The organism is Bdellovibrio sp. BIS2 (genome assembly GCF_055398295.1).
This window is the reverse complement of the sequence record NZ_AP035879.1, coordinates 1,882,742-1,907,998: the sequence shown is the minus strand read 5'-3', so window position 1 is coordinate 1,907,998 and position 25,257 is coordinate 1,882,742. Positions and strand designations below refer to the sequence as shown.

Annotated in this window: 24 protein-coding genes; 4 read left to right on the top strand and 20 right to left on the bottom strand. The window is 50.9% G+C overall.

The features are described from left to right. Window position 1: 1 nt before the first annotated feature. The 7 genes from ACZ520_RS09200 to ACZ520_RS09170 are packed head-to-tail and all read right to left on the bottom strand — an operon-like array spanning window position 2 to window position 7,911. Window positions 2-1,369 (bottom strand): sodium-dependent transporter, encoded by a 1,368-nt coding sequence (locus ACZ520_RS09200; RefSeq protein ID WP_011164397.1) that lies wholly within the window; start codon window positions 1,367-1,369, stop codon window positions 2-4. After that, complete coding sequence (gene der, locus ACZ520_RS09195; protein WP_088565282.1) at window positions 1,362-2,711, bottom strand: ribosome biogenesis GTPase Der; 1,350 nt, start codon at window positions 2,709-2,711, stop codon at window positions 1,362-1,364. Before der ends, ACZ520_RS09200 begins: the two co-directional genes overlap by 8 nt. Further along, window positions 2,689-3,600, bottom strand: coding sequence for a GTPase Era (gene era, locus ACZ520_RS09190; protein ID WP_088565283.1), 912 nt, complete (start codon window positions 3,598-3,600; stop codon window positions 2,689-2,691). The genes der and era overlap by 23 nt, the downstream gene beginning before the upstream one ends. A 1-nt stretch (window position 3,601) precedes the next feature. Next, window positions 3,602-4,306 (bottom strand): ribonuclease III, encoded by a 705-nt coding sequence (rnc, locus tag ACZ520_RS09185; RefSeq protein ID WP_088565284.1) that lies wholly within the window; start codon window positions 4,304-4,306, stop codon window positions 3,602-3,604. Further along, complete coding sequence (mtaB, locus tag ACZ520_RS09180) at window positions 4,303-5,646, bottom strand: tRNA (N(6)-L-threonylcarbamoyladenosine(37)-C(2))-methylthiotransferase MtaB (protein WP_088565285.1); 1,344 nt, start codon at window positions 5,644-5,646, stop codon at window positions 4,303-4,305. The genes rnc and mtaB overlap by 4 nt, the downstream gene beginning before the upstream one ends. After that, window positions 5,631-6,713: a tRNA 2-thiouridine(34) synthase MnmA gene (gene mnmA / locus ACZ520_RS09175; RefSeq protein WP_157678765.1), complete on the bottom strand. Its 1,083-nt coding sequence runs from the start codon at window positions 6,711-6,713 to the stop codon at window positions 5,631-5,633. Before mnmA ends, mtaB begins: the two co-directional genes overlap by 16 nt. Beyond that, complete coding sequence (locus tag ACZ520_RS09170; RefSeq protein ID WP_464128338.1) at window positions 6,706-7,911, bottom strand: cysteine desulfurase family protein; 1,206 nt, start codon at window positions 7,909-7,911, stop codon at window positions 6,706-6,708. Before ACZ520_RS09170 ends, mnmA begins: the two co-directional genes overlap by 8 nt. A gap of 209 nt (window positions 7,912-8,120) precedes the next feature. On the opposite strand from ACZ520_RS09170, the gene ACZ520_RS09165 reads away from it, so the two are divergent. From ACZ520_RS09165 to ACZ520_RS09150, 4 genes are all read left to right on the top strand, one after another. Then, complete coding sequence (locus ACZ520_RS09165) at window positions 8,121-9,560, top strand: hypothetical protein (protein ID WP_464128335.1); 1,440 nt, start codon at window positions 8,121-8,123, stop codon at window positions 9,558-9,560. A gap of 2 nt (window positions 9,561-9,562) precedes the next feature. Further along, on the top strand, window positions 9,563-11,242 hold the full coding sequence (locus tag ACZ520_RS09160; RefSeq protein ID WP_464128333.1) for a protein-arginine deiminase family protein: 1,680 nt from the start codon (window positions 9,563-9,565) through the stop codon (window positions 11,240-11,242). Next, window positions 11,239-11,739, top strand: a complete 501-nt coding sequence (locus ACZ520_RS09155; RefSeq protein ID WP_464128330.1) for a hypothetical protein — start codon at window positions 11,239-11,241, stop codon at window positions 11,737-11,739. Before ACZ520_RS09160 ends, ACZ520_RS09155 begins: the two co-directional genes overlap by 4 nt. An 89-nt stretch (window positions 11,740-11,828) precedes the next feature. Then, window positions 11,829-12,476 carry a thermonuclease family protein gene (locus tag ACZ520_RS09150; RefSeq protein WP_464128328.1) on the top strand — a complete coding sequence of 216 codons (648 nt, stop codon included), beginning with the start codon at window positions 11,829-11,831 and terminating at the stop codon, window positions 12,474-12,476. Between the two features lie 28 nt (window positions 12,477-12,504). Here ACZ520_RS09150 and tsaE read toward each other — a convergent pair whose 3' ends face one another. From tsaE to ACZ520_RS09085, 13 genes are all read right to left on the bottom strand, one after another. Beyond that, window positions 12,505-12,951, bottom strand: coding sequence for a tRNA (adenosine(37)-N6)-threonylcarbamoyltransferase complex ATPase subunit type 1 TsaE (tsaE, locus tag ACZ520_RS09145; RefSeq protein ID WP_464128325.1), 447 nt, complete (start codon window positions 12,949-12,951; stop codon window positions 12,505-12,507). Window position 12,952: 1 nt separating this feature from the next. Beyond that, entirely contained in the window at window positions 12,953-13,678 is a 726-nt protein-coding gene (locus ACZ520_RS09140) for a pyridoxine 5'-phosphate synthase (protein WP_374032947.1), read from the bottom strand. A gap of 36 nt (window positions 13,679-13,714) precedes the next feature. After that, complete coding sequence (glmM, locus tag ACZ520_RS09135) at window positions 13,715-15,088, bottom strand: phosphoglucosamine mutase (protein ID WP_088566836.1); 1,374 nt, start codon at window positions 15,086-15,088, stop codon at window positions 13,715-13,717. Between the two features lies 1 nt (window position 15,089). Further along, window positions 15,090-15,512, bottom strand: coding sequence for a CdaR family protein (locus ACZ520_RS09130; protein ID WP_011164383.1), 423 nt, complete (start codon window positions 15,510-15,512; stop codon window positions 15,090-15,092). Then, the gene (gene cdaA, locus ACZ520_RS09125; protein WP_011164382.1) at window positions 15,512-16,321 is read right to left on the bottom strand and encodes a diadenylate cyclase CdaA; all 810 of its coding nucleotides are present in this window, start codon (window positions 16,319-16,321) and stop codon (window positions 15,512-15,514) included. Before cdaA ends, ACZ520_RS09130 begins: the two co-directional genes overlap by 1 nt. A gap of 76 nt (window positions 16,322-16,397) precedes the next feature. Then, window positions 16,398-18,335, bottom strand: a complete 1,938-nt coding sequence (gene ftsH / locus ACZ520_RS09120) for an ATP-dependent zinc metalloprotease FtsH (RefSeq protein ID WP_088565293.1) — start codon at window positions 18,333-18,335, stop codon at window positions 16,398-16,400. 96 nt (window positions 18,336-18,431) lie between these two features. Beyond that, entirely contained in the window at window positions 18,432-19,382 is a 951-nt protein-coding gene (tilS, locus tag ACZ520_RS09115; protein ID WP_417869230.1) for a tRNA lysidine(34) synthetase TilS, read from the bottom strand. Between the two features lies 1 nt (window position 19,383). Continuing rightward, window positions 19,384-20,733: an NAD-dependent succinate-semialdehyde dehydrogenase gene (locus tag ACZ520_RS09110; RefSeq protein ID WP_464128321.1), complete on the bottom strand. Its 1,350-nt coding sequence runs from the start codon at window positions 20,731-20,733 to the stop codon at window positions 19,384-19,386. A gap of 72 nt (window positions 20,734-20,805) precedes the next feature. Then, window positions 20,806-21,036, bottom strand: a complete 231-nt coding sequence (locus tag ACZ520_RS09105; protein WP_464128319.1) for a hypothetical protein — start codon at window positions 21,034-21,036, stop codon at window positions 20,806-20,808. A gap of 56 nt (window positions 21,037-21,092) precedes the next feature. Beyond that, complete coding sequence (locus ACZ520_RS09100) at window positions 21,093-21,470, bottom strand: hypothetical protein (RefSeq protein ID WP_374032943.1); 378 nt, start codon at window positions 21,468-21,470, stop codon at window positions 21,093-21,095. Next, entirely contained in the window at window positions 21,460-21,891 is a 432-nt protein-coding gene (locus ACZ520_RS09095) for a type II toxin-antitoxin system RatA family toxin (protein ID WP_088565297.1), read from the bottom strand. Before ACZ520_RS09095 ends, ACZ520_RS09100 begins: the two co-directional genes overlap by 11 nt. Window positions 21,892-21,971: 80 nt before the next feature. Further along, window positions 21,972-22,457 carry a hypothetical protein gene (locus ACZ520_RS09090; protein ID WP_464128316.1) on the bottom strand — a complete coding sequence of 162 codons (486 nt, stop codon included), beginning with the start codon at window positions 22,455-22,457 and terminating at the stop codon, window positions 21,972-21,974. Window positions 22,458-22,543: 86 nt separating this feature from the next. Next, complete coding sequence (locus ACZ520_RS09085; protein WP_464128314.1) at window positions 22,544-25,234, bottom strand: RCC1 domain-containing protein; 2,691 nt, start codon at window positions 25,232-25,234, stop codon at window positions 22,544-22,546. Window positions 25,235-25,257: the final 23 nt, after the last annotated feature.

The following is a 25,257-nucleotide window of genomic DNA, read 5'->3' as shown; positions in this document are numbered from 1 at the left end:
TCTAACTGACAAAGACCCCTATTACCTGCAGCAATAGGCCCACGATAATCACCACCGGCCCTGCCCACTTCAGAACAAACATCCAATGCGGATACATCGAGTAACTGACGAACTTGTCCTTGTCGACAAAGCCCAGCTCTTTTTCCTTGTCCGAAACCCCGCGATTGAAGGCAATCAGAATTCCCAGTGCCACCAGCGGCAGCAACCAGTTGATCAGCAATGAATCCAGATTTTCGATCAATGAACGGCCCCCTACACGGATGTCCTTAAAGATCGAACTGGAAAGCGCCGGCAGAACCGTCAGCATCAAGGCAATCGCACCGGAATACCAGGTCGCTTTGCCACGTTCCATTTCTTTTTTAGCATCCACCCAGTTGGAAACGACAACTTCCAGCAGACCGATACTGGCATTCAGCGCCGCCATATAAAGACACGCAAAGAACGCCAGACCAAACAGCGTGCCCCCGCGAATTCCCAACAGGTATTTCGGCAGGACTTCAAACATCAACGCCGGATCCGTCAACGGCACGTTGGAAGCCTGGAAAGCCACCGGGAAGATCATCACCACGGCCACAAGTGAAATCACCGTGTCCACAATCGTCACACGGAAGCCGGCCGTCGGAACATGGTCCTCTTCACGCATATAAGAACCAAAGGTCACCATCGTGCCAAAGCCCACTGAAAGCGTGAAGAACACATGCCCTAATGCGTGGTTGATGGAATCCCAGCTCAGCTTTGAAAAGTCCGGATAAAACAGGAAGCGCAGCACTTCGGGAGTTGAAGGAAGTGAAAAAGAACGCATGACCAGAATAATCACCAGCACCGCAAACAACGGCATGGTGTACCCGATCCAGCGTTCCAACCCCTGCTGCACCCCTTTGACGACCACCACAACCGTGATCAGAATGTGCGCACTTGCCAACATCAACTGCAGCCAGCCGTTGGACATCAGCGCTGCCAGATTGGTTTTGTCAGTCAGTTGTTCGGGACTGGAAAATAAAGACACCAGGAACTGGGTCAGGAAATGCAAAACCCAGCCGCTGATCACCGAATAATAAGACAGAACAACGATACTGACCATCACCGCCAGGCGCCCGACCCAGCGGAAATTCACACCGGTCTTGGCACTCATCTGCTGAGTGGCGACGATCACCGAACGGCGTGTCCCCTTACCCAGCATCAGTTCGGCAATCAGCAGCGGAGCACCGATCGCCAAAGCCAGCAGACCATAAAGCAAAATGAAGGCACCGCCCCCGTTTTCGCCCACGACATAGGGAAAGCGCCACAGATTCCCCAAACCACAGGCAGAGCCGATGGCCAGAAGATAGAATCCGTAGCGTGTTTTCCACGAGCCGCGTTTACTAGCCATTATCCGGTCCACCACGGCGTGACTTCATACAGAAGATACGAATCGGCATCCCATGAAGATCCCAGTTCGTCTTAATGTGTTTAATCAGGAAGCGGCGATAAGAGTTCGTCACTCCATCCGGATGGTTCGCAAACGCGATAAATGCCGGCGGCTGCTGATACGTTTGAGTCAGATAATAGAACTTCACGTTCGTCGTACCCCATACCGGAGCCGGAGCTTTACGGATGGTTTCGAAGAAGAAGTCATTCAGTTCTGCCGTAGGAACACGGAAGGTCATCTGATGAGCGACTTTTTCAATCATCTCAAACAGGTCTTCCAGACCATAACCGGTCTTGGCACTGGTGAAGACAATGTGCACGTCCGTGAAGAAGTGGAACACACGTTCAACCTGCTCACGGAAGGTCTTGCGGTATTCAGGAACTTCCTTACCACCCAAGTCCGATTTGTTCGCCACGACGATCACACCTTTGTGATCTTCCAGAATCGCCTGCATGATGCGCGCATCCTGATCTGTCGGACCCACAGTTCCATCCACCATCAACAGCACGATATCTGCGCGACGGATGGCCTCCTGGGATTTAAAGGCAGAGATGATTTCCAGATCCTCTTCACGTTTCGCAGAACGACGAAGACCGGCGGTATCAACCAAAGTGTACTTCTTTTCGTTGTAAATGAAAGGTGAATCGACAGAGTCAATGGTTGTACCGGCAACATCAGAAACGATCATGCGGTTGTAACCCAGGATCGCATTGCAGATCGAGCTCTTACCCACGTTCGGTTTACCGACAATGGCGATATTCATACCCTCTTTCACAGTTCCTGGATTTTCAGGGATCTGCGCCACGACCCACTCAAGGATTTCAGCCAGACCACGGCGCTGCTCGAAAGAAGCCGCAACCACGTCCACGCCGAATTCATAGAAGTCAGCCTTGGCCATGTCCTGATCCTGATCACTGTCGACCTTGTTGATCACCAGAAGGAACGGTTTACCGGTTTGTTTTGCAACGCGGATGATATCACGATCCTCAGGCACCAGGCCCACGCGACCATCCATCACCGCCACGATCAGATCCACAGAGTGCAGGAACTCAGTAACCTGTTCTTTGATCAGCTTGGAGAAAATATCGCCGGCTTCTGTGATACCCCCGGTATCGATCAGGTCAAATTGTTTGCCCCAGATGTCGACCGGTTCGATCATGATGTCACGGGTAACCCCGGCCTGGTTTTTCACCACGGCTTTACGGGTTTCAGTGATGATATTAAACAATGTTGATTTCCCGACGTTCGGGCGACCGATGATCGCCACCTTCGGGGCGAAATCAGTCTTTACTGTCGACGACATATCCAAGCTCCTTCATCATGCGTTTATTGGAGAACCACTCGGGCTTGGCTGCCACGTTCAGGTCCAGGAAGATTTTCTCTCCCATCAGTTTTTCAATTTCCTTGCGGGCTTCCATGCCGATTTGTTTGATCAGGCTGGCACCTTTACCAATAACGATCGCCTTGTGGCTGTCTTTGGACACCACGATCTCCGCATAGATCTTTGGCACGGGCTTGGCGTCTTCTTCAAATTTCACGATACGAACCGCAATGGAATACGGGATTTCATGATGAAGGGCCTCAAAGCACTGCTCACGGATGATTTCCGCCGCCATCTCACGCACGTTTTCATTCGTAAACAGTTCCGTGTCATACAAAGGCGCCGGGGACTCTGGAAGCAGTTCCATAAACTCGATCAGAAGTGCTTCACGCTCTTCCTGATCGTTTTTGGAGTCCTTCACAGAAACCGAGAAGGCTTTTCCGCCCTTGTCCTCGACCATCTTGCGAAGAATCATCACACGGTGGGATTTTTCTTCGATATCCGTTTTGGTGATCACTGCCACCCAGGGTTTGCCGCTTTTGGAAACCAGGTCGATGACTTTTTCTGCGTTTTCCGGTTTTTCCTCGTCAACCGCAATGATCGCCAGCAAAGCGTCAGAGCTATTGATAACGTCATGCGCTTCCTGGGCCAGGAAACCATTCAAACCTTCATCGGCTTTGATCAAACCCGGGGCATCAACAAAGATCACCTGACCTTTATCCGTGCTCCAGATGCCCAGAATGCGGCGGCGGGTTGTCTGAGGTTTTGAAGAGACGATAGAGACCTTTTCGTCCACAAGGAAGTTCATCAACGTGCTCTTCCCCGCGTTCGGCTGTCCGATCAGACCTAAAAATCCAGCTTTGTAACTCATCTTAATTCGTCTCCTTGTACTTCATCTCAAGGGCATTCTTGGCCGCCATTTGTTCGGCGTTTTTCTTACTGCGGCCCCGCCCTTGAGCCCAGACATCTTCTTTTACTTTTACACAAACCAGGAACTCGCGATCATGCGGAGGTCCCTCTTCCGCCAGCACTTCGTAGCGTGGCGTTTCTTTCGAGGACTTCTGCACCAGTTCCTGCAGACGGGTTTTATAATCCCGCTCAAAGTCCTCATGCCCGCACACCCGGTCCGCCAACGGAACAAATTCCTGGCGAATAAATCCGCGAGCCACTTCAAAGCCGCCGTCCAGGTACAAAGCCCCGACAATGGCTTCAAACGAAGAGGCTATAAGGCGCGGCTTCTGCGCGCCTCCGGTCAGGGCTTCACCCTTTCCCAGTTGCATGAGTTTATTCAAACCCATTTCCAGTGCCAGTTCGGACAGAACCTCTTCATTGACGATACTGGCGCGTTTCTTTGACAATCCACCTTCGGTGTCGGTCGGGAATTTTTCATACAAAAACTCTCCCACGACCAGATCCAAAACAGCATCACCCAAAAATTCCAGCTTTTCATTGTGCTCAACGGTGTTTCTCAACTCGTTGGCAAAACTTTTGTGGGTCAGCGCTCTGTCCAGCAGTGCCGGATTTTTAAAGTGATACCCGACACGCTCTTCAAGACTCTTTCGGCCCTGTTCGCTCATGACAGCACCTCGCCGATCAGATGACCTTCCATGTGTTGTTTGTTGGAATGATCATAGCCGGTGACTTTCACATCAACTTCCTGACCCGCCCAGTGGTCAAGGAAGCTTTCCGCCCCCGAGATATCCACGGGCCAGTAATCATGACTCAGCCCCTGTCCGCCTTTGGCGGCATTTTTCAGGACCAGAACACGTTTCATGCTGCCAATCTGAAGATTGGCCTGCTCGGTGTAGCGCTGGATGGAAAGTTCACGCAGTCTGGCTGCTCTTTCCGCGCGCACGTGAGGATAGACAGAAACATCCATCGCCGCCGCACGCGTCCCCTGACGTTCGCTGTACGGGAATACGTGCAGCTTGGTCCATGGCAGATCTTTCAGGCAGTCGTAGGTGTCCTGGAATTGTTCTTCGGTTTCAGTCGGGAAGCCGGTGATCACGTCCATTCCGACAAAGCTGCCCGGAACACGATCCGCAATCGCGCGCAGAGATTTTTGCACGTCAGCTTGCGTGTATTTGCGCTTCATATGAAAAAGGACATCGGTGTTGGCACTTTGAATGCTCATATGGAAATGCGGACACAGACGGGAATCCTGATAAAGATCCAGCAGGCGCTCAGACACTTCCACCGGCTCAAGGCTGGAAAGACGGAAGCGTGGCATTTTGGTTTTCGCCAAAAGATTTTCCAGCAGGTCTTCCATCACATACTTGCGATCCCCGATCTGGTCTTCGTAATCCCCGATATGCACACCCGTCAGCACCACTTCACGCGAACCTTCGGCATAAAGGTCATTAATACGATTCACCAGATCCGCCACAGGGATGGAGCGGCTCTTGCCGCGTGCGTAAGGAATAATGCAGTAAGTGCAGAAGCTGTTACAGCCGTCCTGAATCTTCAGGAAGGTGCGGGTGTGTTGCTTTTCAATACCGCCACCGGCTTCCAAATCCTCTTTTTTGAAGATGTTGGATTTAAAGACTTTTTCAGTCAGTTCCCCACGGAAGTGTTTGTTCAAAAGATCCGGCAGGCTGCTTTTGTGGGAATTGGCCACAATAAGATCAGCCCCTGGAAGGCTTGAGAAAGACCCCGTATCAACTTGCGCCGCACACCCTGTCACCACGATCGTACAAAAAGGATCTTTGACCTTCAGACGACGGATATAGCGAACCGCCTCTTTCGTGGCTTCCGCAGTTACAGCACAGGTGTTGAGCACGTGAATACGCGCGTCTTTCTGGCCGGACACCACCGGCATGAATCCGCTGGCGTTCAGGTTCTTTTGAATCAGGCCGGCATCGTAAGTGTTCACCTTACAGCCGAAAGTGTGGACCTGATACTTCATAGAGTGATCCATCCGCCCCCCACGAGCTGTCTGTCACGATAGAACACAGCCGCCTGACCCGGAGTCACCGCACGCTGAGGCTCAGTAAATTTCAATTTGAATCCGCTGGCCGTTTTAATCACCTGGGCCGGAGCCCCTTTGTGCTGATAGCGGATTTTCACATTCATGATTTCGCCGTCCTGGATTTCATCCAGCAGTTTTGGATCGACCACATCGACTTCATTGGCGAAAAGATGTTTTTCTTCACCCACCCAAACGGTGTTGTCAGCGGCATCGATTTTAATCACGAACAGTTTTTCGTGGTAATCCATGCCCAGGCCTTTGGATTGACCGTAAGTATAGTTGTGAATGCCTTCATGGGAAGCCATCACCTGACCTTCCGGGAAGCGCTTAATCAGGCCTTTTTTGCTGGCCAGAATCTCGGACTTCACATGGTCTTTGATAAAGTTCTGATATCCTTGGTTACCGACAAAGCAGATGCCTTGAGAATCTTTCTTGCGCGCAGTTACGAGTCCACGACTTTCAGAGTACTCACGCACCTGCGGCTTTTTCATGTCCCCCACCGGGAACAAAAGCTTCGGCACAAGCTCCGGATCAATCGTGAACAGGAAGTAAGTCTGATCTTTCCAGTCATCCGTGGATGTGTGGATAGAGGCTTTGCCTTTTTCATCATAAACGATTTTGGCATAGTGGCCCGTGGCGATGTAATCGCACTCAAGCTCTCGCATTTTTTTAACCAGGTGGTCAAATTTCAGATACGTGTTGCAGTTCACACACGGAAGTGGTGTCTGCCCTTCAAGGTAGGCTTTCAAGAAAGGATCAATAACCGCAGCCCGGAATTTGGCTTCGCAGTTGATCACATAAAATGGAATACCCAGACGGTCGGCCACGGCCCGAGCATCATCCACGTCGATACTGGAACAGCAGGTGCCGTTGCCTTCTTCGATATCGCAGGTGGAATAATCCCAGACCTGCATCGTGGCTCCAATAACTTCATAACCCTGTTCGACCAAGAGCGCAGCCGCGGCGGAACTGTCCACGCCTCCGCTCATAGCAACAAGGACTCTCCCTTTAGACATGACAAGTCTCTCCTTTGTCGTCGTTCAAGGATCGCAAGCGATCCACTACTGTTTTCAATGTATCTACAAACGCATCCACCTGCTCCAGAGTGCTGTCCCACCCCAGACTGACACGCAGACTGTTCTGCGCTTCCGCGCGGGTCAGCCCCATGGCAAGAAGCACCGGACTTGGCTCCGGATTCCCCGAAGAACAAGCAGCCCCGGTTGAAACCGCATAACCCTTGATATCCAAAGACATCAGCATGGTTTCCCCGTCCGCGCCTTTCAGCACCAGTGAACTTGTATTCGGCAGACGCGGACTTTCACCGGCCGTCACCGTCACTTCAGAAATTTCAGACAAAATGCGGGCTTCCATGTGATCGCGAAGTGCCGCCAGTGCTTCGGCCTTTTCCGCAATCATCGGCGCACGCTTGGCAACCACACCCAAAGCGCCAATACCCAGTGTGTTTTCCGTCCCACCACGGCGGTGTCTTTCCTGCGCCCCACCGTGAATCAAAGGTGTGACGTTGTTGCCTTTCTTCGCATACAAAACTCCAGTTCCTTTGACGGAATAGAATTTGTGACCAGAAAAAGAAGCGAAGTCGACATTCAGCGCTTTCAGATCCACCGGAACTTTACCGAAGGCCTGAACCGCGTCTGTGTGGAAGAGCGCGCCTTTTTTATGCGCCATCTCGGCCATCTCTTTGATCGGGAACAATGTGCCGGTTTCGTTATTGGCAAACATCACAGACACCAGGGCGGTTTCTTCGCTCAGATGCTCTTCATAGAACTTCATGTCGATCTGTCCCTGGCGATTCACCGGAATAAAGTCCACGCGCGCGCCCATGTCTTTCAGGTGCTGCATGGTTTTCATCACACTTGGATGCTCCACTTCAGAGCTCATGAAGTGAGTGCGTTTGCGCTGTTCCGGGGTCAGGAACTGGGCAGTCTGGTAGTATTCCAGCAGACCTTTCAGAACGGTGTTGTTGGCTTCACTGCCACCGGAAGTGAAAATGATTTCCAGCGGACTTGCGTTCACCATTTCTGCCACGGCCTTGCGCGCGTCACGCAGAATATTCTTCGGCTGACGACCACCCCAATGGATGGAGCTTGGGTTCCCCCAAGCTTGTGCGAACTCGGGCAGAGATTCCAAAACCTCTTTGCACACCGGAGTCGTGGCGTTGTGATCGAAATAATGAAGGACCTTGGTCTGTATCATAAGCTGCCGGAACCTATCACAGTTCTTAAGTATTGAGAACCTCTAAGATAATCTGCCCTTTTAGGGTGTCCACTGCGTTAACAGATCAGGAAATTTCTACACCCCGATTCTGCCTGTTTTCCGGGCCGACCGAGGATTTTTCGCGGCTTAACTGGACTAGACCTCAGTTTTCACTCAGGTTTTTAACAGGAATTCCGATAAACACAGGGATGAGTCATCATTTATGGTTTGAACATTTTAAAGAGCAACTTCAAGGACTTACCGAAGCCTTTGAACAAAGCGCTACGCCTCTGAGCCTCTTGGCTTACGCTATCAAGGAGCAACGCCTGAGCTCTGAGGACTATCTTCGTTGGGCGATGACTCACCATAAACTGCCTTTGCTTCAGTCACGATTTTTTACAGAAACTCCCGTGTCCCAGGAAATGTTCGCGAAGTGGGCGACCCATTATCCGTGGTCTGCGGAGTGTCTGCCTGTGGCGGAGTGGGATGGATCCCTCATCGTAGCATGTCTTCAGCCGCCGCAGGATTTTCCTTCCATGCCTTCCAGTATTCTGGTTCTGGCGACCTATGAAAATCTGGAGTCTGCCTGGAAACAACTGCATCCGGAAAGACACCAAGCCCCTGCGGCAACCCAGGTTTCCGAAGAAGCGCCGGAGGGTATCGATCTTTCCGTGGTAACCACGACAAAACAAGCCTCCGACAGCTTCTCTTTTGAGGACCTGGGTGTAAAAACCGACTCTAAAGAAGCTCCGGACTTCCAGCCTCTGAGTGAAGATGAATTGCAACTGGGTGAAACCGGTGGCGAAAAGCTTGATGGTCTGTTTGACGGGCCGACAGTGATCCGTCTTGAGGCTTTAAGTCCATCCGCTGAGGCGCCTGCGCAAGCTGCGCCGGTTCTTGAGCCGGTGGCCGTTTCCTCTGAAACTCCAGAGACTGAATTAAAAACTGTGATTTCTTCCGCGTCACCACTGACTCCACTGACACCGGCGCCCGCCGAGTCCGCACCAGTGGTTGCCGCAACAGCAACTGAAGGTTCTGCGCCGAAACGAGCAACTCCTCCACCGCCTCCGCCGAAAGCTGAAATGCCGCCTCCATTTGAGGACAGCTTCAGCAACAAGCCTATCGCGATCACCCCGCGTCCGGCAGGCGTGGCGAAGCCGACCATCAATCCGGTGGCCAGCGGTCATTTTGCTTTGGAAAAAATCAAAAAGAAAAATGCCGCTTTGCTGAATGAGAAAATCAAAACAATCCTGAGCCAGATGAAAGTGCACTTTGAAAAGTCCATGATTCTGACTTTGGACGAGCAGGAAACACAGATGACCGCTTTTGCCTGGGACGAGAATTTCCAGGGCATGAAAGACACATCCATGCGCTTCCCGCTTCAGACTCCAAGCATCTTCAACATCGTGGCTACGACGCAAAAACCGTATCACGGTTATATCTCTTTGAATGCGATCAACGAGAAGTTCTTTGATGGCTGGAACCAGGGCCGCATCCCTGATCACGTGACAGTCACCCCGATCATCATCAATGAAAAACTGGTGGGCATGCTGATGGGCTTTGCCGAAAAAGCGGCTTACAACAAGGTTTCTTTGACCCTGGCTGAAAAGCTTTCCGGTGAGTTCACAAAAGGTCTGCAGGCGGCATAATCATGACCATTTTCCTGCAGATCGTCCTGAGTTTTTTTCTGACTGAGGCTTCTGCAAATTCCTGCTCCCAGCACAATCCCATGGCTGAGGATGTTCCACTTTGTCCTTCGGGCGGCAGCAAACTGCTTTCTGAAAATTACCCGATTATGGCCGCCACTGTGTCTGATGACATGGGCGGACCCGGTTACGTCAAAGAATACGTCACAAAAGTTTTAAAAGCTCAGTCGCAAAAACCACCGCAGTTCTTCCTGGCCGTGACTGATGAAACCTGGGATGAAGTCGTCCGGGAAATCAAAAAACAAGCCCCGGATCAGGCGACCGCCCAAGAATGGATTTCAGGCTTGAGCCGTGTGAAAACCAACAGTCGCTGGAACTGGCAACAGGACTATTTTGAAAGCTTCTTTGATGCAAAAACAGGAAAACCCGTCCTGCGCGAAGTGCAGGGTTATGGCCGCCATGGAAGCGCTTTCACTGATTTGATGCAACAATCCGGAAAGGATTGCTCTTTCAAACAGGGTCCACAACTGACGAACAACCCTTACAAGTCCGGACACAGCGGCGGTAACATTGAAGCCGTCAATGGACTGTGCCTGATCGGGTCCGACCACTTCAAAGGCAATGAGTGGGACAAATACGCCAAAGTCACTTGTGAAAACCCAGCCATGGCCGTAAAAACACCGTCAGATTTTTTAAGCGTGGGCCACACCGATGAGTTTTTCAAAACCCTGAAAGATCCAAACCAAAAAGCCCCTTGCGATTTCAGCCTGGCCTTTGCAAGTCCGAAAAAAGCACTGGACCTGCTGAAGAAAAACCCCCAGGGCCGGGCCTTTGATTTTTCCCACCTGACGCCGGATGAGGCTTTGGCCCGAATGAGTCAGACCCCTTACACCTATGTCTGTCGGGAATATTCCTACAGCAAATCCCTGAAAAACAACGGCGGCAATCCGGACAAATCCCGCGAAAAACGTTCGCGCGGAGTCAGTCAATTCCTGTTTGAAATCATCCTGCCACCCGTTTCTGCCGGGGCGACGGTTCAGCCATTAAAAGATGCTGAATCCAAACGCATACGGGAATATCTGGAAAGAATTTCTGAAGGTGGTATTGACGACCCGGCCCTGGAGCGCAGTCGTCGTGAGGAAAAGTATGCCCGCTTAAACCGGCGTCGTGCGCTGATGAGGCAATCCGGCATGATCAAGGATTCCACGAGCATCCAAAACGCCATGGACTGTTACAACATGACGAACAAGGATCTGGCCGACCTGATCGAAGAGGATTTTGAGCTTAAAGAATTCAATGCTTCGATCGAGGCTGCGACCCAGAAATTCAAAAAAGAACTGCTGGAAAAAGTTAAGAAGTCCTATCCGCAATGCAATCCAAAGACCGTGGAACTTCCCGATCTTTTCATGGGGGAAATGGACTATGACAGCAATTCTCCGACGTACGTGACGGGGTCCGCGGACTCGATTTTCCCCAATCCCACCAATGGCGATATCGTTCAAGACACATTTATTTTGCCTGAACCGGTGAACCCGGCTTTTAAAGCTGACATTGATTCTTCAATTAAGAATCTGGGTCTTAAAACTGACTATATCGACACACATTTTGCCCACTCCATGAATGGAAATCTGCACTGTTCCAGCCACACCATGCGCTATTGCCGCCCTCAAGGAGGCACCAAATGATCCGCCACATATTGATTTCTTCATTCGTTTTCGGATTCATTTTTTCAGCCCAAGCTCAAAGCAAAAAGACACTTTATTCCTGCCAACTGCAGGACGAGTGGCTGCAAGCCAAGAATCTTTCTGCCGGTATTAATATCGAAGACCTCGACCACGCGACGATCACGATCAAGTCTGAATCTGAAACCGTGGTCTGCCCGATGGCTGTGGAAACAGTTCAGGACGCCTCCCGCAGTCGCATCGCGCGCATTGTTTTCAGCATGACTCCGGCTGGATGCTCGCCTCAGGAAAAGCTTTTCCACCACAATCTGCGCCGTCGCGTGGAGCTTTTTGTCGATGCTCATCCCGATGCCAAAGGATCAGCCCAACTATCCTGGCGTCACCGTGGGGCTCGTTCAGAGTGCAAGGAAACCGTGAACAACTTGAAGGCCCACGGAATTGGAAATAAATTCCATCCCGCCTCGGCGACTCCATCCAAGAATGCCTCAGGAACAAGATAAGACCGCCTCACAAAATAGGCCGGGAAATTAATACGTTATCCCCTTGCTGCTATTGAGTTTTCACCGCAAATCCGTTAATTTTCAGGACCATGAAAAACCTTTCCGTTCTTTTCATTGTCCTGCTTCTTCCTTCTTTTCTTTGGGCGCAAGGCGCTCGCATCAAAGTTCTGAGCGTGCATGATGGCGACACTCTGACGGCGGTGGATGTTTCAAACAACACCCGTGTTAAAGTGCGCTTGATGGGGGTGGACACTCCGGAAGTGGACTTTATGAAAGAAACCCAAGGCGATGTGGCATTGGCAGCGCGTGATTTCCTGCGATCCCTGATTCCGGAAGACGGCATTATCACCTTAAGTGAAGACAGCCAGATCGACAAACACGGGCGCATCCTGGGTCGCTTGCTAAATGGAAAAACCGATATCAATCTTGAGATGCTGAAAAATGGCTGGGGTATGATTTACTTTATCTATCCCTTTGAAAAGCGTGTGGCGAGTGACTACAGCAGGGCATCCAAAGAAGCTTACGACAACCGGCTGGGTGTTTTCTCAAACGACTATCGCGACACCCAAGAGCCATACCAGTTCCGCATGCGCGTGCAAAAGCAAGTGGGCAGAAATCCGGTCGGCGATCTGGAACTAAAGAAGGTCGTCCCACCAGAAGAGATCAACAAAATCCCCGTGTGGAAACGAGTCTTCTTCCCGAACTACGAAATGGCCTATCAAAACGGCTACAATTAAAAAGAAAAGGCACCTCAGGGTGCCTTTTTTATATCAATCTTGTGGTGATTTTTCTTTCGGTGTCGCTGAGTTTTTCAAAGCGCACTTCGACGCGCTGCCAGTTGAGTGGCAGATAATCGAAATCCAGGCGGTTCGCCCATTCAATAATGATCAGTGAATTTTTCTGGGCAAACAGGTCCCAGAAACCCGAACTTTCCAGATCATCGTCATCTTTCAGACGATACAGGTCCAGATGATCCATGGCTTTACCCTCGGCGTTTTCATAGCGCAGATGAATGGCAAAGCTTGGTGACTGCACATCCCGCATCCCCAGCTCCCCTGCAATCATCTGCACCGAGGTCGTCTTGCCGGCACCGACATCCCCGCTCATCAGCAAAATGCAGCGGTCATTCAGGTGGGGCAAAAATTCCTGCCAGAAGCTTTTCAGCTCCTGGAGGTTTTTGACGATGTGTTGGGAATTCAGGATGGTAGACATTTTACTTCAGGATTTTTCTCATCTTGCGAACGGATTCTTCCATGCCATGCTCTAGCGCATAACACACCAGAGAATGTCCAATATTCACTTCCTGAAGATGCGGCAACTTATTGATAAGCTTGGAGTGCTCGTAATCAAGCCCGTGACCTGCGTGAACATTCAGCCCCAGATAGTGCGCCCATTCAGCCGCTTCACAAAGACGCTTCCATTCAGCCGCCTTGCGCGCGCCTTTTAGCATAACCCATTTACCCGTGTGGAATTCCACCGCATCCGCACCGATTTCATAGGACGCTTCAACCTGCTCAATGGAAGGCTCAATAAACATCGAAATCTCAATGCCGATGCGCTGAAGCTTTTCAACCATCGGGAACATTTTCTTAAAGCCTTTCTTTACATCCAGGCCACCTTCAGTTGTCAGCTCGGCACGCTTTTCCGGAACGAAGCACACCCAGTCAGGACGATACTTTTTGGCGTAAGTCACCATCTGAGAGGTCGCCGCCATCTCCAGATTCAGCGGCACGGAGCAATGCTTGGAAAGCACTTTAAGATCTTCCAATTGAATATGACGGCGGTCTTCACGAAGATGAATCGTGATTTGTTCTGCGCCACCTTTGACGGACTTTTTCACCATATCCAGCAGATTAGGATAAGCCGTTGTCCCGCCACGCACCTGACGAAGTGTCGCCACGTGGTCCACATTTACACCCAAACGAATTTTATGTTTCATAGATTTTAGGACGACAGAATGTCGCCCCCCTTTTAATTAAGACAGTTCTTTTTCCAGGAAAGAGGCGATCTCTTCGGCAAACTGAGTGATCTGAGCTTTCTCAGTCCCCTCAACCAGCACACGAATCACCGGCTCCGTACCAGAGAAACGAACAAAGACACGGCCATTGCCAGCCAGTTTCTTTTCAATACTGCGAATCATCTCATTGTATCCTGGAAGCTCAGAAAGCTCGGCACGGCGTTTTACGCGGCAGTTGATCAGGATCTGCGGCACGTCCTCAAAGACATGGTTCAGATCGCTCATTTTCTTGCCGGTTTGTTTCATCACCGCCAGCACACTCAAAGCCGCGATACAGCCATCACCCGTTGTGGTGTGATCCAGGAAGATGATGTGGCCGGACTGTTCGCCGCCGAGGTTGTAACCGTTTTTACGCATCTCTTCGACAACGTACTTGTCGCCGACGCCGGTTTTAACAAGCTTGATGCCTGCTTCATTCATGCGCTTTTCAAGACCGAAGTTCGACATCTGAGTTGCCACCAGAGTGTCACCTTTCAACAAGCCACGCTCTTTCATGTGCAGCGCACAGATCGCCAAAATGCGGTCTCCGTTTACGATCTCGCCTTTTTCATCAACCATGATCACACGGTCCGCATCTCCATCCAGACTGATACCCACATCCGCACGATAGTGCAAAACGGATTCAGCCAGTTTCTGCGGATACAAAGCGCCGACCTTGTCATTGATGTTTGTGCCGTTGGGATCATCACCCAACTGAATAACTTCCGCACCCAGCTCCTGGAAGATGGACGGAGCAACCTTATAAGACGCTCCGTTGGCGGTATCCAGAACGATACGCATGCCATCCAAAGTGTATTCCAGCGGGAAAGTACCTTTCACGTAAACGATGTAACGCCCTTGGGAGTCCTCGATACGACGGGTGCGACCGATTTCTTTGCTTGGCGGAAGAAGTGGCGTCAGGTCTTCTTCAAGCACCAGACGCTCGATTTCACGTTCCATCTCTTCCGAGATTTTAAAACCATCAGAACCGAAAACCTTGATCCCGTTGTCATGGAAGGGATTATGGGAAGCGGAGATCACGATACCGGCCGCAGCACGCATGGTGCGAGTCAGGTAACCAATCCCCGGCGTTGGCAGTGGTCCCACCAACTGCACAAACACACCCATGGAATTTAAGCCCGAAGCCAAAGCCTGCTCGATCATGTAACCGGACAGACGCGTGTCTTTTCCGATAACCACTTTGCGCACGCTGGAGGATTTTTCTTCAGCTTCTTTGCGCAGAAGATAACCGATGGCCTGACCGATCTTTACAACCATATCCGGAGTCATCGGATACTGATTCGCGGTCCCGCGAATACCATCTGTTCCAAACAGTCTTGTTTTCTTTTCCACTTTATCGGCTTTCTTGTTCGTCACGGGGCTTTTCCTTTATCTGCAACACTTCAGCTTGAATTTGATTGGGGCGAACACCCAGAATTCGCACACCCAGCGGGACTTCAATCTTGCTGAGCGGGATGTCCACATTCACCACGCCCTCGCCCCTTTGCGAGATGTCCAGCGTGATACTTTGAGCCAGTGAGCTTTCCAGGAATTTCTTCAATGAAGAACGGGGACCTGAAACCTTCACCTTGATATGATCCGTCGTCTGAGCCACCACATGGGTGCCCGGCGCCGTGATCAGCTCAATATCAATGTTTTTACTTAGAACAAAATCGCGGCGACCCAAAATGGTCAGCCACAGAATCAACGAAATAAACAACGCCACCACTTTGTAGCTGAAGTTTTCGGTGATGACATTCGACCAACGACGTCTCATTAGACCTCCCCTTGCTGGGAGAAGGCTTTGTACTTAAGACCGAAGGTTTCATAAAGAGCTTTGCGGATATCACCCAGTTCCACGTTAGGACTCAAGTGACCCCCTTGAACGATACCAATGGATTTATTTTCTTCCGAAACGACAAACACCAAAGCGTCAGTTTCTTCCGTCAAACCGATAGCGGCACGGTGACGCGTGCCCAGGTTCTTGTCCAGGGCCGGATTTTTACTGAGCGGCAGGAAGCAGCCGGCAGAATGAATCTTGCCGTTACGGATCAACACCGCCCCGTCATGCATCGGGCTTTCCGGATGGAAGATGGAGGCCAGCAATTCCGCAGAGACTTTGGAATCCATCTCCGTTCCGAATTCAATGTGATAGTCGATGACGATTTCACGCTCCACCACCACCAAAGCGCCGAAGCCTTTTTGGGCGGTCAGAATAATACCCTTGGCGATTTCTTCAATCACCTGGGTTTCCTGGATTGTGGAGGCATCACTGAAGAACGGATTGCTGCCGATATGAGCCAGCGCGCGACGAATCTCGCCCTGGAACAGGACCACCACAATCACAAACAGATTGGAGAAGAACTTTTCAAGAATCCAGTTAAAGGTGAAGAGCTCCAGCCAGATACTCAGGATGTACCCGATCGCCAGGACCCCGAGGCCGGAAAGCATTTGAATCGTCCCGGTTCGTTTGATCAGAACCAGAATGCGATAAACAACCATCCAAACCAGGAGCATGTCGATAGCATCCTGCACCCGCAAGTGCTGGACGATAAACACGAGGTTGTCGACAAACTGCTGCAACATCAAGATGCCTTTGTAAAATTGTTGTCGTCAAAAAGGCTCTGCCGACGGAGTGTCGGCAGATAGGGTTTCAGAATTTTTAGATCGTCACCGGGCCGGTGTTGCCCACCGGATCTCCAGATCCTTTCTTTTCCGCCGCATTCATGATCGCTGCGTTGGTGTCCTTCTTGGTGTTGCGGTATTTTTCAATCTCCGCAACGGCCGCGCCGTTCACCAGCATGTCGACTTCATGACCGTCGATGGTTTCGTATTCCAGCAACGCTTGAGTCAGACGCTCCAGAGCATCCTGATGGTCACGAAGAATCTGGATGGAAACTTCGTAGCCGTGCTTGATGATCTTTTCGACTTCAGTGTCGATCTCTTGCGCTTTTGCATCAGAGTACTCTTTGGACTTGTTGCCGTAGTTCATACCCATGAACACCGGATTATCGCGCGTTTCATAAGCCAAAGGACCCAGTTTGCTCATACCCCATTCACACACCATGCGGCGGGCGATTTCCGTCGCACGCTCGATGTCGTTGCCGGCACCGGTGGTGATGTCTTTGAAGATCAGCTCTTCTGCTGCACGACCGCCAAACAGGAAGGCGATCATGTTTTCAGCTTTGGATTTGGACAGGGACACGCTTTCTTTTTCCGGCAAAGTCTGAGTCACACCCAGCGCCATACCACGAGGGATAATCGTCACTTTGTGGATCGGATCCAGGCCGGAAAGCTTTTTACCCACCAGCGTATGGCCCGCTTCATGGTAAGCCGTGACTTTCTTGTCTTCATCAGAAATCACCATGGAGCGTCTTTCCGCACCCATTGTGACTTTGTCTTTTGCTTTTTCAAAATCGTCCATTTCCAGATACTTCTTGTCAGAACGAGCCGCCACCAGGGCTGCCTCATTCACCAGGTTCTCCAGATCCGCACCGGAGAAGCCCGGTGTGCCACGCGCGATTTTGGAAGCATCCACATCAGGACCCAGTGGAGTCTTGCGCATGTGAACCGCAAGAATTTGCTCACGGCCTTTAAGGTCCGGTTTATTCACGATCACACGACGGTCGAAACGACCCGGGCGAAGCAACGCAGGATCCAGAACATCCGGACGGTTGGTGGCAGCGATCATGATGACACCTTCAGAGGATTCAAAACCATCCATCTCGACCAGCAACTGATTCAGGGTTTGTTCACGTTCATCGTGACCACCACCCATACCCGCGCCACGATGGCGACCGACAGCATCGATCTCGTCAATAAAGATCAGACATGGAGCATTCTTTTTACCTTGTTCGAACAAATCACGAACACGGCTGGCACCGACACCGACGAACATCTCGACGAAGTCAGAACCGGAGATTGTGAAGAATGGAACGCCCGCTTCACCCGCAACAGCGCGAGCCAGCAACGTCTTACCAGTACCTGGAGAACCCACCAGCAAAACCCCTTTAGGGATACGGCCGCCAAGCTTGGTGTATTTCTTAGGGTCTTTCAGGAAGCTCACGATCTCTTGCAGATCTTCTTTGGCTTCATCCACACCAGCGACCTCTTTGAAGGTCACGCGGTTTTTATGCTCCGTCAAAAGACGCGCACGGGATTTACCGAAGGACATGGCTTTACCGCCACCGACCTGGATCTGGCGCATGATGAACAGGAACATCGCCACAATCAGAATCAAAGGCAGCCAGTTCACAATCAAGGACTGGAAGAAGCCGCCATTGTCAGCACGCTCATAGTTTGGCGTGATGCCGTGTTGTTGCAGGAATTTATAGCCCTCATCCTGGGTGTTCCCAATGATGGCAAAGTGGGTGCCGTTGTATTTCTTTTCAAACTCCGGCTTCATTTCACCAACGACTTCGCTGGTGTCCTGACGGAAGGTGACAGTCGCCACCTCACCGGCCTTTACGGCTTCAGTGAATTTGGAGAAATTAAAGTCAGCAATCGCTTTTTGATGCTTGCTCTCATAGGCTTGAAATAGAAACACAGCCATGATGATCAGGAAGAACCATAGAGCCAGCGTTTTCTGGGTTGATCGCATTTCAGTTCCTTTCAGTCGAAGGTAATACCCCCAAAGGGTAGCATGAATGCCCTCTCAAAAAAAGAAACTTTAGAGTGAGAAACCAGTCCTCTCAAATCAGGACTGGACCTTGATTTGCTCTGCGTTAACTTCCCATTGGCACCCAGCGACTTTGAATGTGATCACTTTTTGCGACTTGTCCAGGCGCTTTTGAATTTCTTCAAGGTGAGATTGCGAAAAATCTCGTTTCCCGAGAGAAAACAGGTACTGGGCCAACAATCTTTTTTGTTCAAATGGACTCAATGTGAGGTAAAAAGACCGGCGCAGGCCCTGTGTCTTATAAGCCTCATTCTGCCCCAGAAGGTCTCCCCAGGGGCGATTTTCAATCTCCTGCGCAATGGTTTCCAGCGACCGGGCCAAGGCCGCAGTCGAGCCTCTGGAGCGCCTTTCAAGGGATTTTAGCCACTCTTCCCGCAGCCAATTGCGCAAAGGGTCCAGGCCCTTGTTTGTTGGGTCCTCGAAGCTTCGCAAGCGTTCTTCGCGCAGATATTTTTTAAGCTCTCTTTTGGAAATCTCCAAAAACGGCCGAAACAAACCATCCCGCAAAACATGCATCGCCGCAAATCCCTGCGCTCCGGTGCCACGAATCAATCGGATCAATCTTGTCTCTAACAGGTCATCCCGATGGTGCCCCGTGGCCACTAGTTCGAACCCTTCTTCTTTCTTCAGACGGTCCAAGGCCTCATAACGCAGCTCGCGATATTCTGCCTCTGATTTAGCCATTTGCGAGGCGCGCAACGGATAAAAATCAATTTCAAGTTTCTTGCACAGCTTTTCGCAGAACTCCTGGGCTTCCTTGCGATACTCCTGGTTGGAGTCCTCCCCATGATGAAAATAACAGGCCCCGAGCAGACTTTTTTTATGCACTTTCGTCAAACTGCGAAGCAGAGCCACCGAATCGGTTCCACCTGAAAGCGCCACCAGAATTTTTTTATCCTGCAGTGAATGAAGTTTAATCAGCTTCCATACGTGGTGATCCAGATCCTGCTTGGCCTTTGACAGTTTCACTTTACTCCCCTGCAACCGCGACGGTCTTGATATTCACAAACTCCATGATTCCAAAATGGCCCAATTCACGACCATAGCCGGATTCTTTGATCCCTCCGAACGGGATTCTGGCGTCTGACTTCACATAATCATTCACTACGACAAAACCGGCCTGCAACTCTTTTTCAATCAGCTCTTTGCCCTTTTTCACGTCTCGAGTAAAGACTCCACCACCCAAGCCGTACGGCGAAGAGTTCGCCACCGCCAGGGCCTCTTCGGTGCTTTTCACAATGAACACCGAGGCCACCGGACCAAATACTTCCTCTCGATGAACCTCGGGATGATCTTTTTCAAAGACCACCACCGTCGCCGGATAAAATGCCCCCGCCCCTTGCGGAGCCGAACCACCCAGGACCACTTTGCCGCCCCATTTTTTCAGCTTTTCCACCTGATCCACGATGGTTTTTTGAAACTTCACCGAAGCCAAAGGCGCCAACTCAGCCTCTTTCATTTCTTTGGTAAAGTGATGGATAAAGTCTTTGGCGACTTTTTCATTCACGATAAATCTTTTCCCCGCAACGCAGCTTTGCCCGCAGTTCACCAGACGCACCTTCGCGCACGCCTTGGCGGCGGTTTCCACGTCGGCATCTTCCAAAACCAGATAGGCATCACTGCCCCCAAGCTCCAGAACGATTTTCTTCAGGTTCTTGGCCGCTTCCGTTGCGACCGATCTGCCACCCTGACTGCTTCCGGTGAAGGTCACCCCGTGCACTGCGGGATGAGCAATCACCTGGGCTGCGACGTCGTGATTGACCTGAATGTTGCGTAAAAGTTTATAGTCCGAAGTCAGATCGTTAAAAATTTTCCCAATCAGCTCTGACGTGCCTGCTGTTAAATCTGCATGCTTGAGCAAAATCACGTTCCCCGCCATCAATGCCGGAGCCGCAAAGCGGATCACCTGCCACAGGGGGAAATTCCACGGCATCACGCTGAAGACGACACCCACCGGCTGAAAGCTGACTTCGGCATGTTTATACGGGGAAGAAGCGGCCACCTGATTTTTCAGCATGGTTTCAGCTTCCTTGGCGTAGTGCTCACACGTGACGGCGCATTTTTCAACTTCGGCTTTGCCTTCGGCGATAAGCTTACCCATCTCCTGATTCATCATCTGCGCCAGTTCAGATTTATGCGTGCGCAGGGCCTGAGCAAGTTGCAGCAAAACTTCGGAGCGCTCCTTGAAAGAAACTTTGCGCCAGATTTGAAAGTCCTTGGCGGCTTGTTCGATATTTTTTTCTGTATCGGACCAGGAAAGGTGATTGTAGGATTTAAGAACATCGCCGGTGGCGGGATTCACGGTTTGAAAAGCACTCATGACAACCTCCGAAAACTCAAGGCTGCCACAAGAATGAGGGATGCGCCTCTCTCAGCGCATCAAAGACACAAACTACAAAGCCAAAAAGACCTGCTGGAAGGACACCACTAGGCCCCCTAAGAAAGCCATGGTCATCGTGCCCCAGGCGACAGATTTATAGAACTTGCCAAGTTGCATAGCACCCCGGGCATAGGGTCTTTCTGATGCCAGCACAGGGATGGGCTTTACCATCGTGCGAATGAACTGGTGGCAGCACAGGCAGAATAAAACGACAGAGATCAGGCTTAGAATAAGTTGTTCCATGCTGAACTCTTCGGCAGAAGTCCGTCTCAACTTGAGACAGACTTAAGTCTTGTATTTTACGCTTTATCTTCGGATTCGTCCTTGGATGAAGGCGTATCCTTTTTGATGATGTCGATTTCCGCGGTGATTTTAAACTTGTGCGTTTCCGCGAACTTGGAGGCTTCCTTTACAAAGTCAATTTTCTGAATGATCCCGACGATCTCTTTGGTCACACGCTGCGTGACTTCGTCCTTGGATTTTTGTGCCCCTTGAATCAGCAGATTCAAAGCTTCTTTGGGAAGTTTTAATTCAGAGACGTAGGCACGCAGATTTTCTTCCGTCATAAACGCCGCACTGACACCCGCGGTGAAAACCTTTTTTACCGTATCACCCAGAAGACCTTTCAGGTCCCCCGAGTTGTCCTTGTCGTCTTTTTTGCTTCCATCAGTTGCCATAAAGTTGTTTCACTCGCTTGTGATAGCTGCTGATCATATTCGGAAGATTCACACTGACCAGGGCATTGGCAATCGGACCCGGAACAAACATGCTGAAAGTGGCTTCAACAGTGTACGTCGCGCGGGTTTTGCCGGCTTCATCTTCCAGCTTCCAGGAACCCACAGAGGTTTTAAACACATCGCCCGAGGCAAATTCCCAGGTGATGCTTTTCGGTGCGGACTCAGTCATCCACAAAGAGTACTTGAAACTTTTCACGACGGAAACATTGTATTCCACCAGTTTGCGATTGCCCTCGGTCTTAAGAACCGTGCACTTTTTCACTTCCGGCAGAAACTCATGATACTTGTCGTAGTCAGAGATGATTTTGAAAAATTGTTCGACGCTGCAGTTGAAAACTTCTGTAGTGGATGCTTTTGCCATAGGCCTTTAGTGTGTCGATTTCAAAGCATCGAGTCAACAGCAGGCCTAGACCATAAAACGATTATGTTACATCGCCTTTGCTATTTCACTCCCACGCGTGCGTACCAATCTTCAACCCAGGAATGCCACTTGGACTCACCCTCGCCATCATCCACAATCAGTGAATCATGGCTGATCATTGTGCCGTTGGGCTTTTGCACCATGTGATAGTGCGCAATCCAGTCAATCTCGCCATCGACAGAGACACGGAACAACCATTGATCGATGGACCAGTTGCCGTCGGCATCAAGCAGCCATTGCTCAGAAACACCCTCCAGATGCCCGGCGTGAAAATTTCCATTTTCATCATACCCGCCCACGGCACTTAGATAATCCGCCTGACGAGCCCCTTCGGTCCCGATCGGCACGATACTGGACAAAGTCAGATAAATCCCAAACTGGGTTTCTGAAACCGTGCCAGTGTCTTTGATGATTTGATTTAGATTTTCCCACTGGGAGCCAGAGGCCAACGCCGCAGAACCCAACATCACTATAGAAACGAAAATGGATGCGATCAGTTTTTTCATGCTTTAAAGCATATCCAAAAACCAATCAGACTAAAGAACAAACACAGATAACGCAGTGTGGGCCTAAAAAAGAACCAGGAACCTTTTTAGTAGTTTTCGAAAAACTGTTTGCGGGGGGTGGTTCTGTCCATCTCCAAATTACAATCTCGCCCGATGCAATAAATCTTGTTGGCCGAAGTGGTCACATACAAATTATCCCCGCCACTGATACTGACCGGCGTTCCCAGCATACCGGTTTTCAGAACAGCCACTGGAAGCGGGTTCACACCGTCTGAAAGACCCGCAGGTATATCACGACCCCAGCAATAAATATTGATGGCCGAATCCAGAATCCCACAGGCAAAACGTTCAAATGATTTCACCATCAGTGGAGCCGCCGGCGCCAACAAGCCCCCGACAGAAACCGGCACCGGAGAATTAGACACCACTGCCGTGTTGTTTCCTAAATTACCGTAATACCCTTCACCCCAGCAATGGGTGACGTCATCCGTAGTGATCCCGCAGAAAGTTTCATCATCGCCGTGAATATCCTTGAATAAGGTCGATCCCACCATACCCGACTTATCCAGTGCCGCCGGAGTGTATACTGAAAACATACTGCTATGACCCAGACGACTGTAGACCGAGTTACCCCAGCAATAAACCTCCCCGTCGGTCATAAGACCACAGGCATGATACAGACCGACTGAAATCTTTTTGAAAGTTTTGGCACCCGCAATGCCCGTGACAGTTATAGGGTGGGGCTTATAGCGTATCATTGCCGACCCGTTACCCATGACCGGGTTGTTTAATCCGCCAGAAAACGACGACCCACCCCAACAATAGCCGATCCCATCTGTCGCCACACCACAGGCAACCATTTCGCCCATTTCCACATCCGCAAAAGTGGTCGCACCCGTCATAGAACTTGTGTCGACAGCCTTCAGGGTGGTTTGTTCGACTATCGCGCCTCCCTGTCCCACGACGGCGCCCCATCCCATGCAATGCAAAATATCATCATTGTTGATTCCGCAAATCGCCCCGCGATTCAGGGTCAGCATTTTAAACTTAGCGCTGCCGCTCATCGTGGACGTATCCAAAAGTCGTGGAGCTAAATCCCCATTCTCTGTTCCCGGTGAACCACTTCCCAATGCATAAGCCGTCCCATCAGAAGAACGCAGCACCAAACCGCGCCCGCCGGAATACTGGGTGACGGCGGACCAATACTGTCCAGACGGCAGAACAGAGGTGTCAACCTCCACCGGCACAAAGGCCTCGGTATCCCTGAAGAATGCCTCATTGTAAGGACTTCCCCAGCAGTATAATTCATCCCCGGTACTGCCAGCGCAAGTGCGACCCTCATGCATATAGACTTCGCGATAACGCTGCCCTGAAGGAAGCATGGATGAGTCCACAAGAGTCGGAACAAAAATCACTCCGGAACTTCCGTTCCCCGACAGGTAATGCCAGTTGGAACCAAAACAATAAATCTTACCTGCCGAAGACGTCGCGCAAGTTCCCTCATAGCTGGCTGTCACGGCCTGAAACTTTTCTGATCCACTTAACATGGAGTTCACAACTAGCACCGGAGTGGCCCGATTATCATCAGTGCCATCCCCCAGTTGACCATAGGAATTGCTGCCCCAGCAATAAACCAAACCCTCCACCGTCACGCCGCAAGTGTGGTTCTCCCCTGACGCCAGATGGATGAACTTGGGCTCACTGGGAAACGCACTCCAGTCAGGCAATACGGCCACTGCCGAATCAACAAAAGTGCCATCGCCGAGCTGCCCCTGATCATTAACACCCCAGCAAAAAATACGACCGTGTTCCGTCAGGCCGCAGGCAAAATCATATCCCACTGACACCTGAACAATCCGCGCAGCAGATTGCGCCAGACTTGTCCAATCAATCTTTGTCAGCAGGCCCGTGGTGGCAGACGAGACTTTGCCAGCACAATACAAATCCCCAGCAATGGAAATTGCACACAAGGATTCGTGCGCCAAGGCGAAATCAATAAATCGAGCCTCGCCCGTCACATTCGTCATCAACGCCGGAGTCGGCAAAAGAACTTCGATTATGCCAGGGCCGATCCCCAGCTCATCCTCATAGTTGTCACCCCAGCAGTACAACTGGCCTTCTTTCGACAAAGCACAAGAACTATAGCTTGCACCGGAGGCCTTCACAAATTCACCAGAACCGGCAATAAGCGAGGTGTCCACCGGTCGCCCCGTATAATATGACCCGGAACTGCTGTCACCGATACCCGTCTGACCGCCATAGTAGTACCCTTGACATCGAATGGCTTTAGCCTGATCCACATAGCAAAGATGTTCTTCTCCGACAGCAACACGGGATTGCTTGGCCGCAAATGTACTGACAGACTCGTCAGAGCGAGTACCAATGTTTGTCGTGCCATCCTGAAATTCAACGGCCCCGTCAGGCAACTCCAGCACCACCGTGCCTTCCTGGGAAGACACCGAGACATATATATCAAATTCAAAAGGCGAGTCTGTGGGCTCCACCACGACCACCACTCCCAGAGCCGAACCACTGTGCACGAAGTCTTCTGCTCGGACCGACTCCGGCTTCAGAGGTTGCTGCGAAATCAGTTTGTATTTTTTTAAACTGTCCAGTGGTGAGGCAGAAAGCGCATTCACCTGCTCAACAATGCGAATATCCTGCGTGGAGGAAAAAATGCCTTCCTTCACCAGCGAAGCCGATAACATGCATCCCAACTGAGAGTACGAAATCAAAAGAAGAAGAATGTGAGCTAAATACGTCCAAAATGTGCCCATACTCACATTTCGGCTTTTTGGGC

What these genes read in the sequence shown, in the direction of transcription:
- ACZ520_RS09200 (WP_011164397.1), bottom strand. Translation starts at nt 1,369, where the DNA reads ATGGCTAGTAAACGCGGCTCGTGGAAAACACGCTACGGATTCTATCTT.
- der (WP_088565282.1), bottom strand. Translation starts at nt 2,711, where the DNA reads ATGTCGTCGACAGTAAAGACTGATTTCGCCCCGAAGGTGGCGATCATC.
- era (WP_088565283.1), bottom strand. Translation starts at nt 3,600, where the DNA reads ATGAGTTACAAAGCTGGATTTTTAGGTCTGATCGGACAGCCGAACGCG.
- rnc (WP_088565284.1), bottom strand. Translation starts at nt 4,306, where the DNA reads ATGAGCGAACAGGGCCGAAAGAGTCTTGAAGAGCGTGTCGGGTATCAC.
- mtaB (WP_088565285.1), bottom strand. Translation starts at nt 5,646, where the DNA reads ATGGATCACTCTATGAAGTATCAGGTCCACACTTTCGGCTGTAAGGTG.
- mnmA (WP_157678765.1), bottom strand. Translation starts at nt 6,713, where the DNA reads ATGTCTAAAGGGAGAGTCCTTGTTGCTATGAGCGGAGGCGTGGACAGT.
- ACZ520_RS09170 (WP_464128338.1), bottom strand. Translation starts at nt 7,911, where the DNA reads ATGATACAGACCAAGGTCCTTCATTATTTCGATCACAACGCCACGACT.
- ACZ520_RS09165 (WP_464128335.1), top strand. Translation starts at nt 8,121, where the DNA reads ATGAGTCATCATTTATGGTTTGAACATTTTAAAGAGCAACTTCAAGGA.
- ACZ520_RS09160 (WP_464128333.1), top strand. Translation starts at nt 9,563, where the DNA reads ATGACCATTTTCCTGCAGATCGTCCTGAGTTTTTTTCTGACTGAGGCT.
- ACZ520_RS09155 (WP_464128330.1), top strand. Translation starts at nt 11,239, where the DNA reads ATGATCCGCCACATATTGATTTCTTCATTCGTTTTCGGATTCATTTTT.
- ACZ520_RS09150 (WP_464128328.1), top strand. Translation starts at nt 11,829, where the DNA reads ATGAAAAACCTTTCCGTTCTTTTCATTGTCCTGCTTCTTCCTTCTTTT.
- tsaE (WP_464128325.1), bottom strand. Translation starts at nt 12,951, where the DNA reads ATGTCTACCATCCTGAATTCCCAACACATCGTCAAAAACCTCCAGGAG.
- ACZ520_RS09140 (WP_374032947.1), bottom strand. Translation starts at nt 13,678, where the DNA reads ATGAAACATAAAATTCGTTTGGGTGTAAATGTGGACCACGTGGCGACA.
- ACZ520_RS09130 (WP_011164383.1), bottom strand. Translation starts at nt 15,512, where the DNA reads ATGAGACGTCGTTGGTCGAATGTCATCACCGAAAACTTCAGCTACAAA.
- cdaA (WP_011164382.1), bottom strand. Translation starts at nt 16,321, where the DNA reads ATGTTGCAGCAGTTTGTCGACAACCTCGTGTTTATCGTCCAGCACTTG.
- ftsH (WP_088565293.1), bottom strand. Translation starts at nt 18,335, where the DNA reads ATGCGATCAACCCAGAAAACGCTGGCTCTATGGTTCTTCCTGATCATC.
- ACZ520_RS09110 (WP_464128321.1), bottom strand. Translation starts at nt 20,733, where the DNA reads ATGAGTGCTTTTCAAACCGTGAATCCCGCCACCGGCGATGTTCTTAAA.
- ACZ520_RS09105 (WP_464128319.1), bottom strand. Translation starts at nt 21,036, where the DNA reads ATGGAACAACTTATTCTAAGCCTGATCTCTGTCGTTTTATTCTGCCTG.
- ACZ520_RS09100 (WP_374032943.1), bottom strand. Translation starts at nt 21,470, where the DNA reads ATGGCAACTGATGGAAGCAAAAAAGACGACAAGGACAACTCGGGGGAC.
- ACZ520_RS09095 (WP_088565297.1), bottom strand. Translation starts at nt 21,891, where the DNA reads ATGGCAAAAGCATCCACTACAGAAGTTTTCAACTGCAGCGTCGAACAA.
- ACZ520_RS09090 (WP_464128316.1), bottom strand. Translation starts at nt 22,457, where the DNA reads ATGAAAAAACTGATCGCATCCATTTTCGTTTCTATAGTGATGTTGGGT.
- ACZ520_RS09085 (WP_464128314.1), bottom strand. Translation starts at nt 25,234, where the DNA reads ATGGGCACATTTTGGACGTATTTAGCTCACATTCTTCTTCTTTTGATT.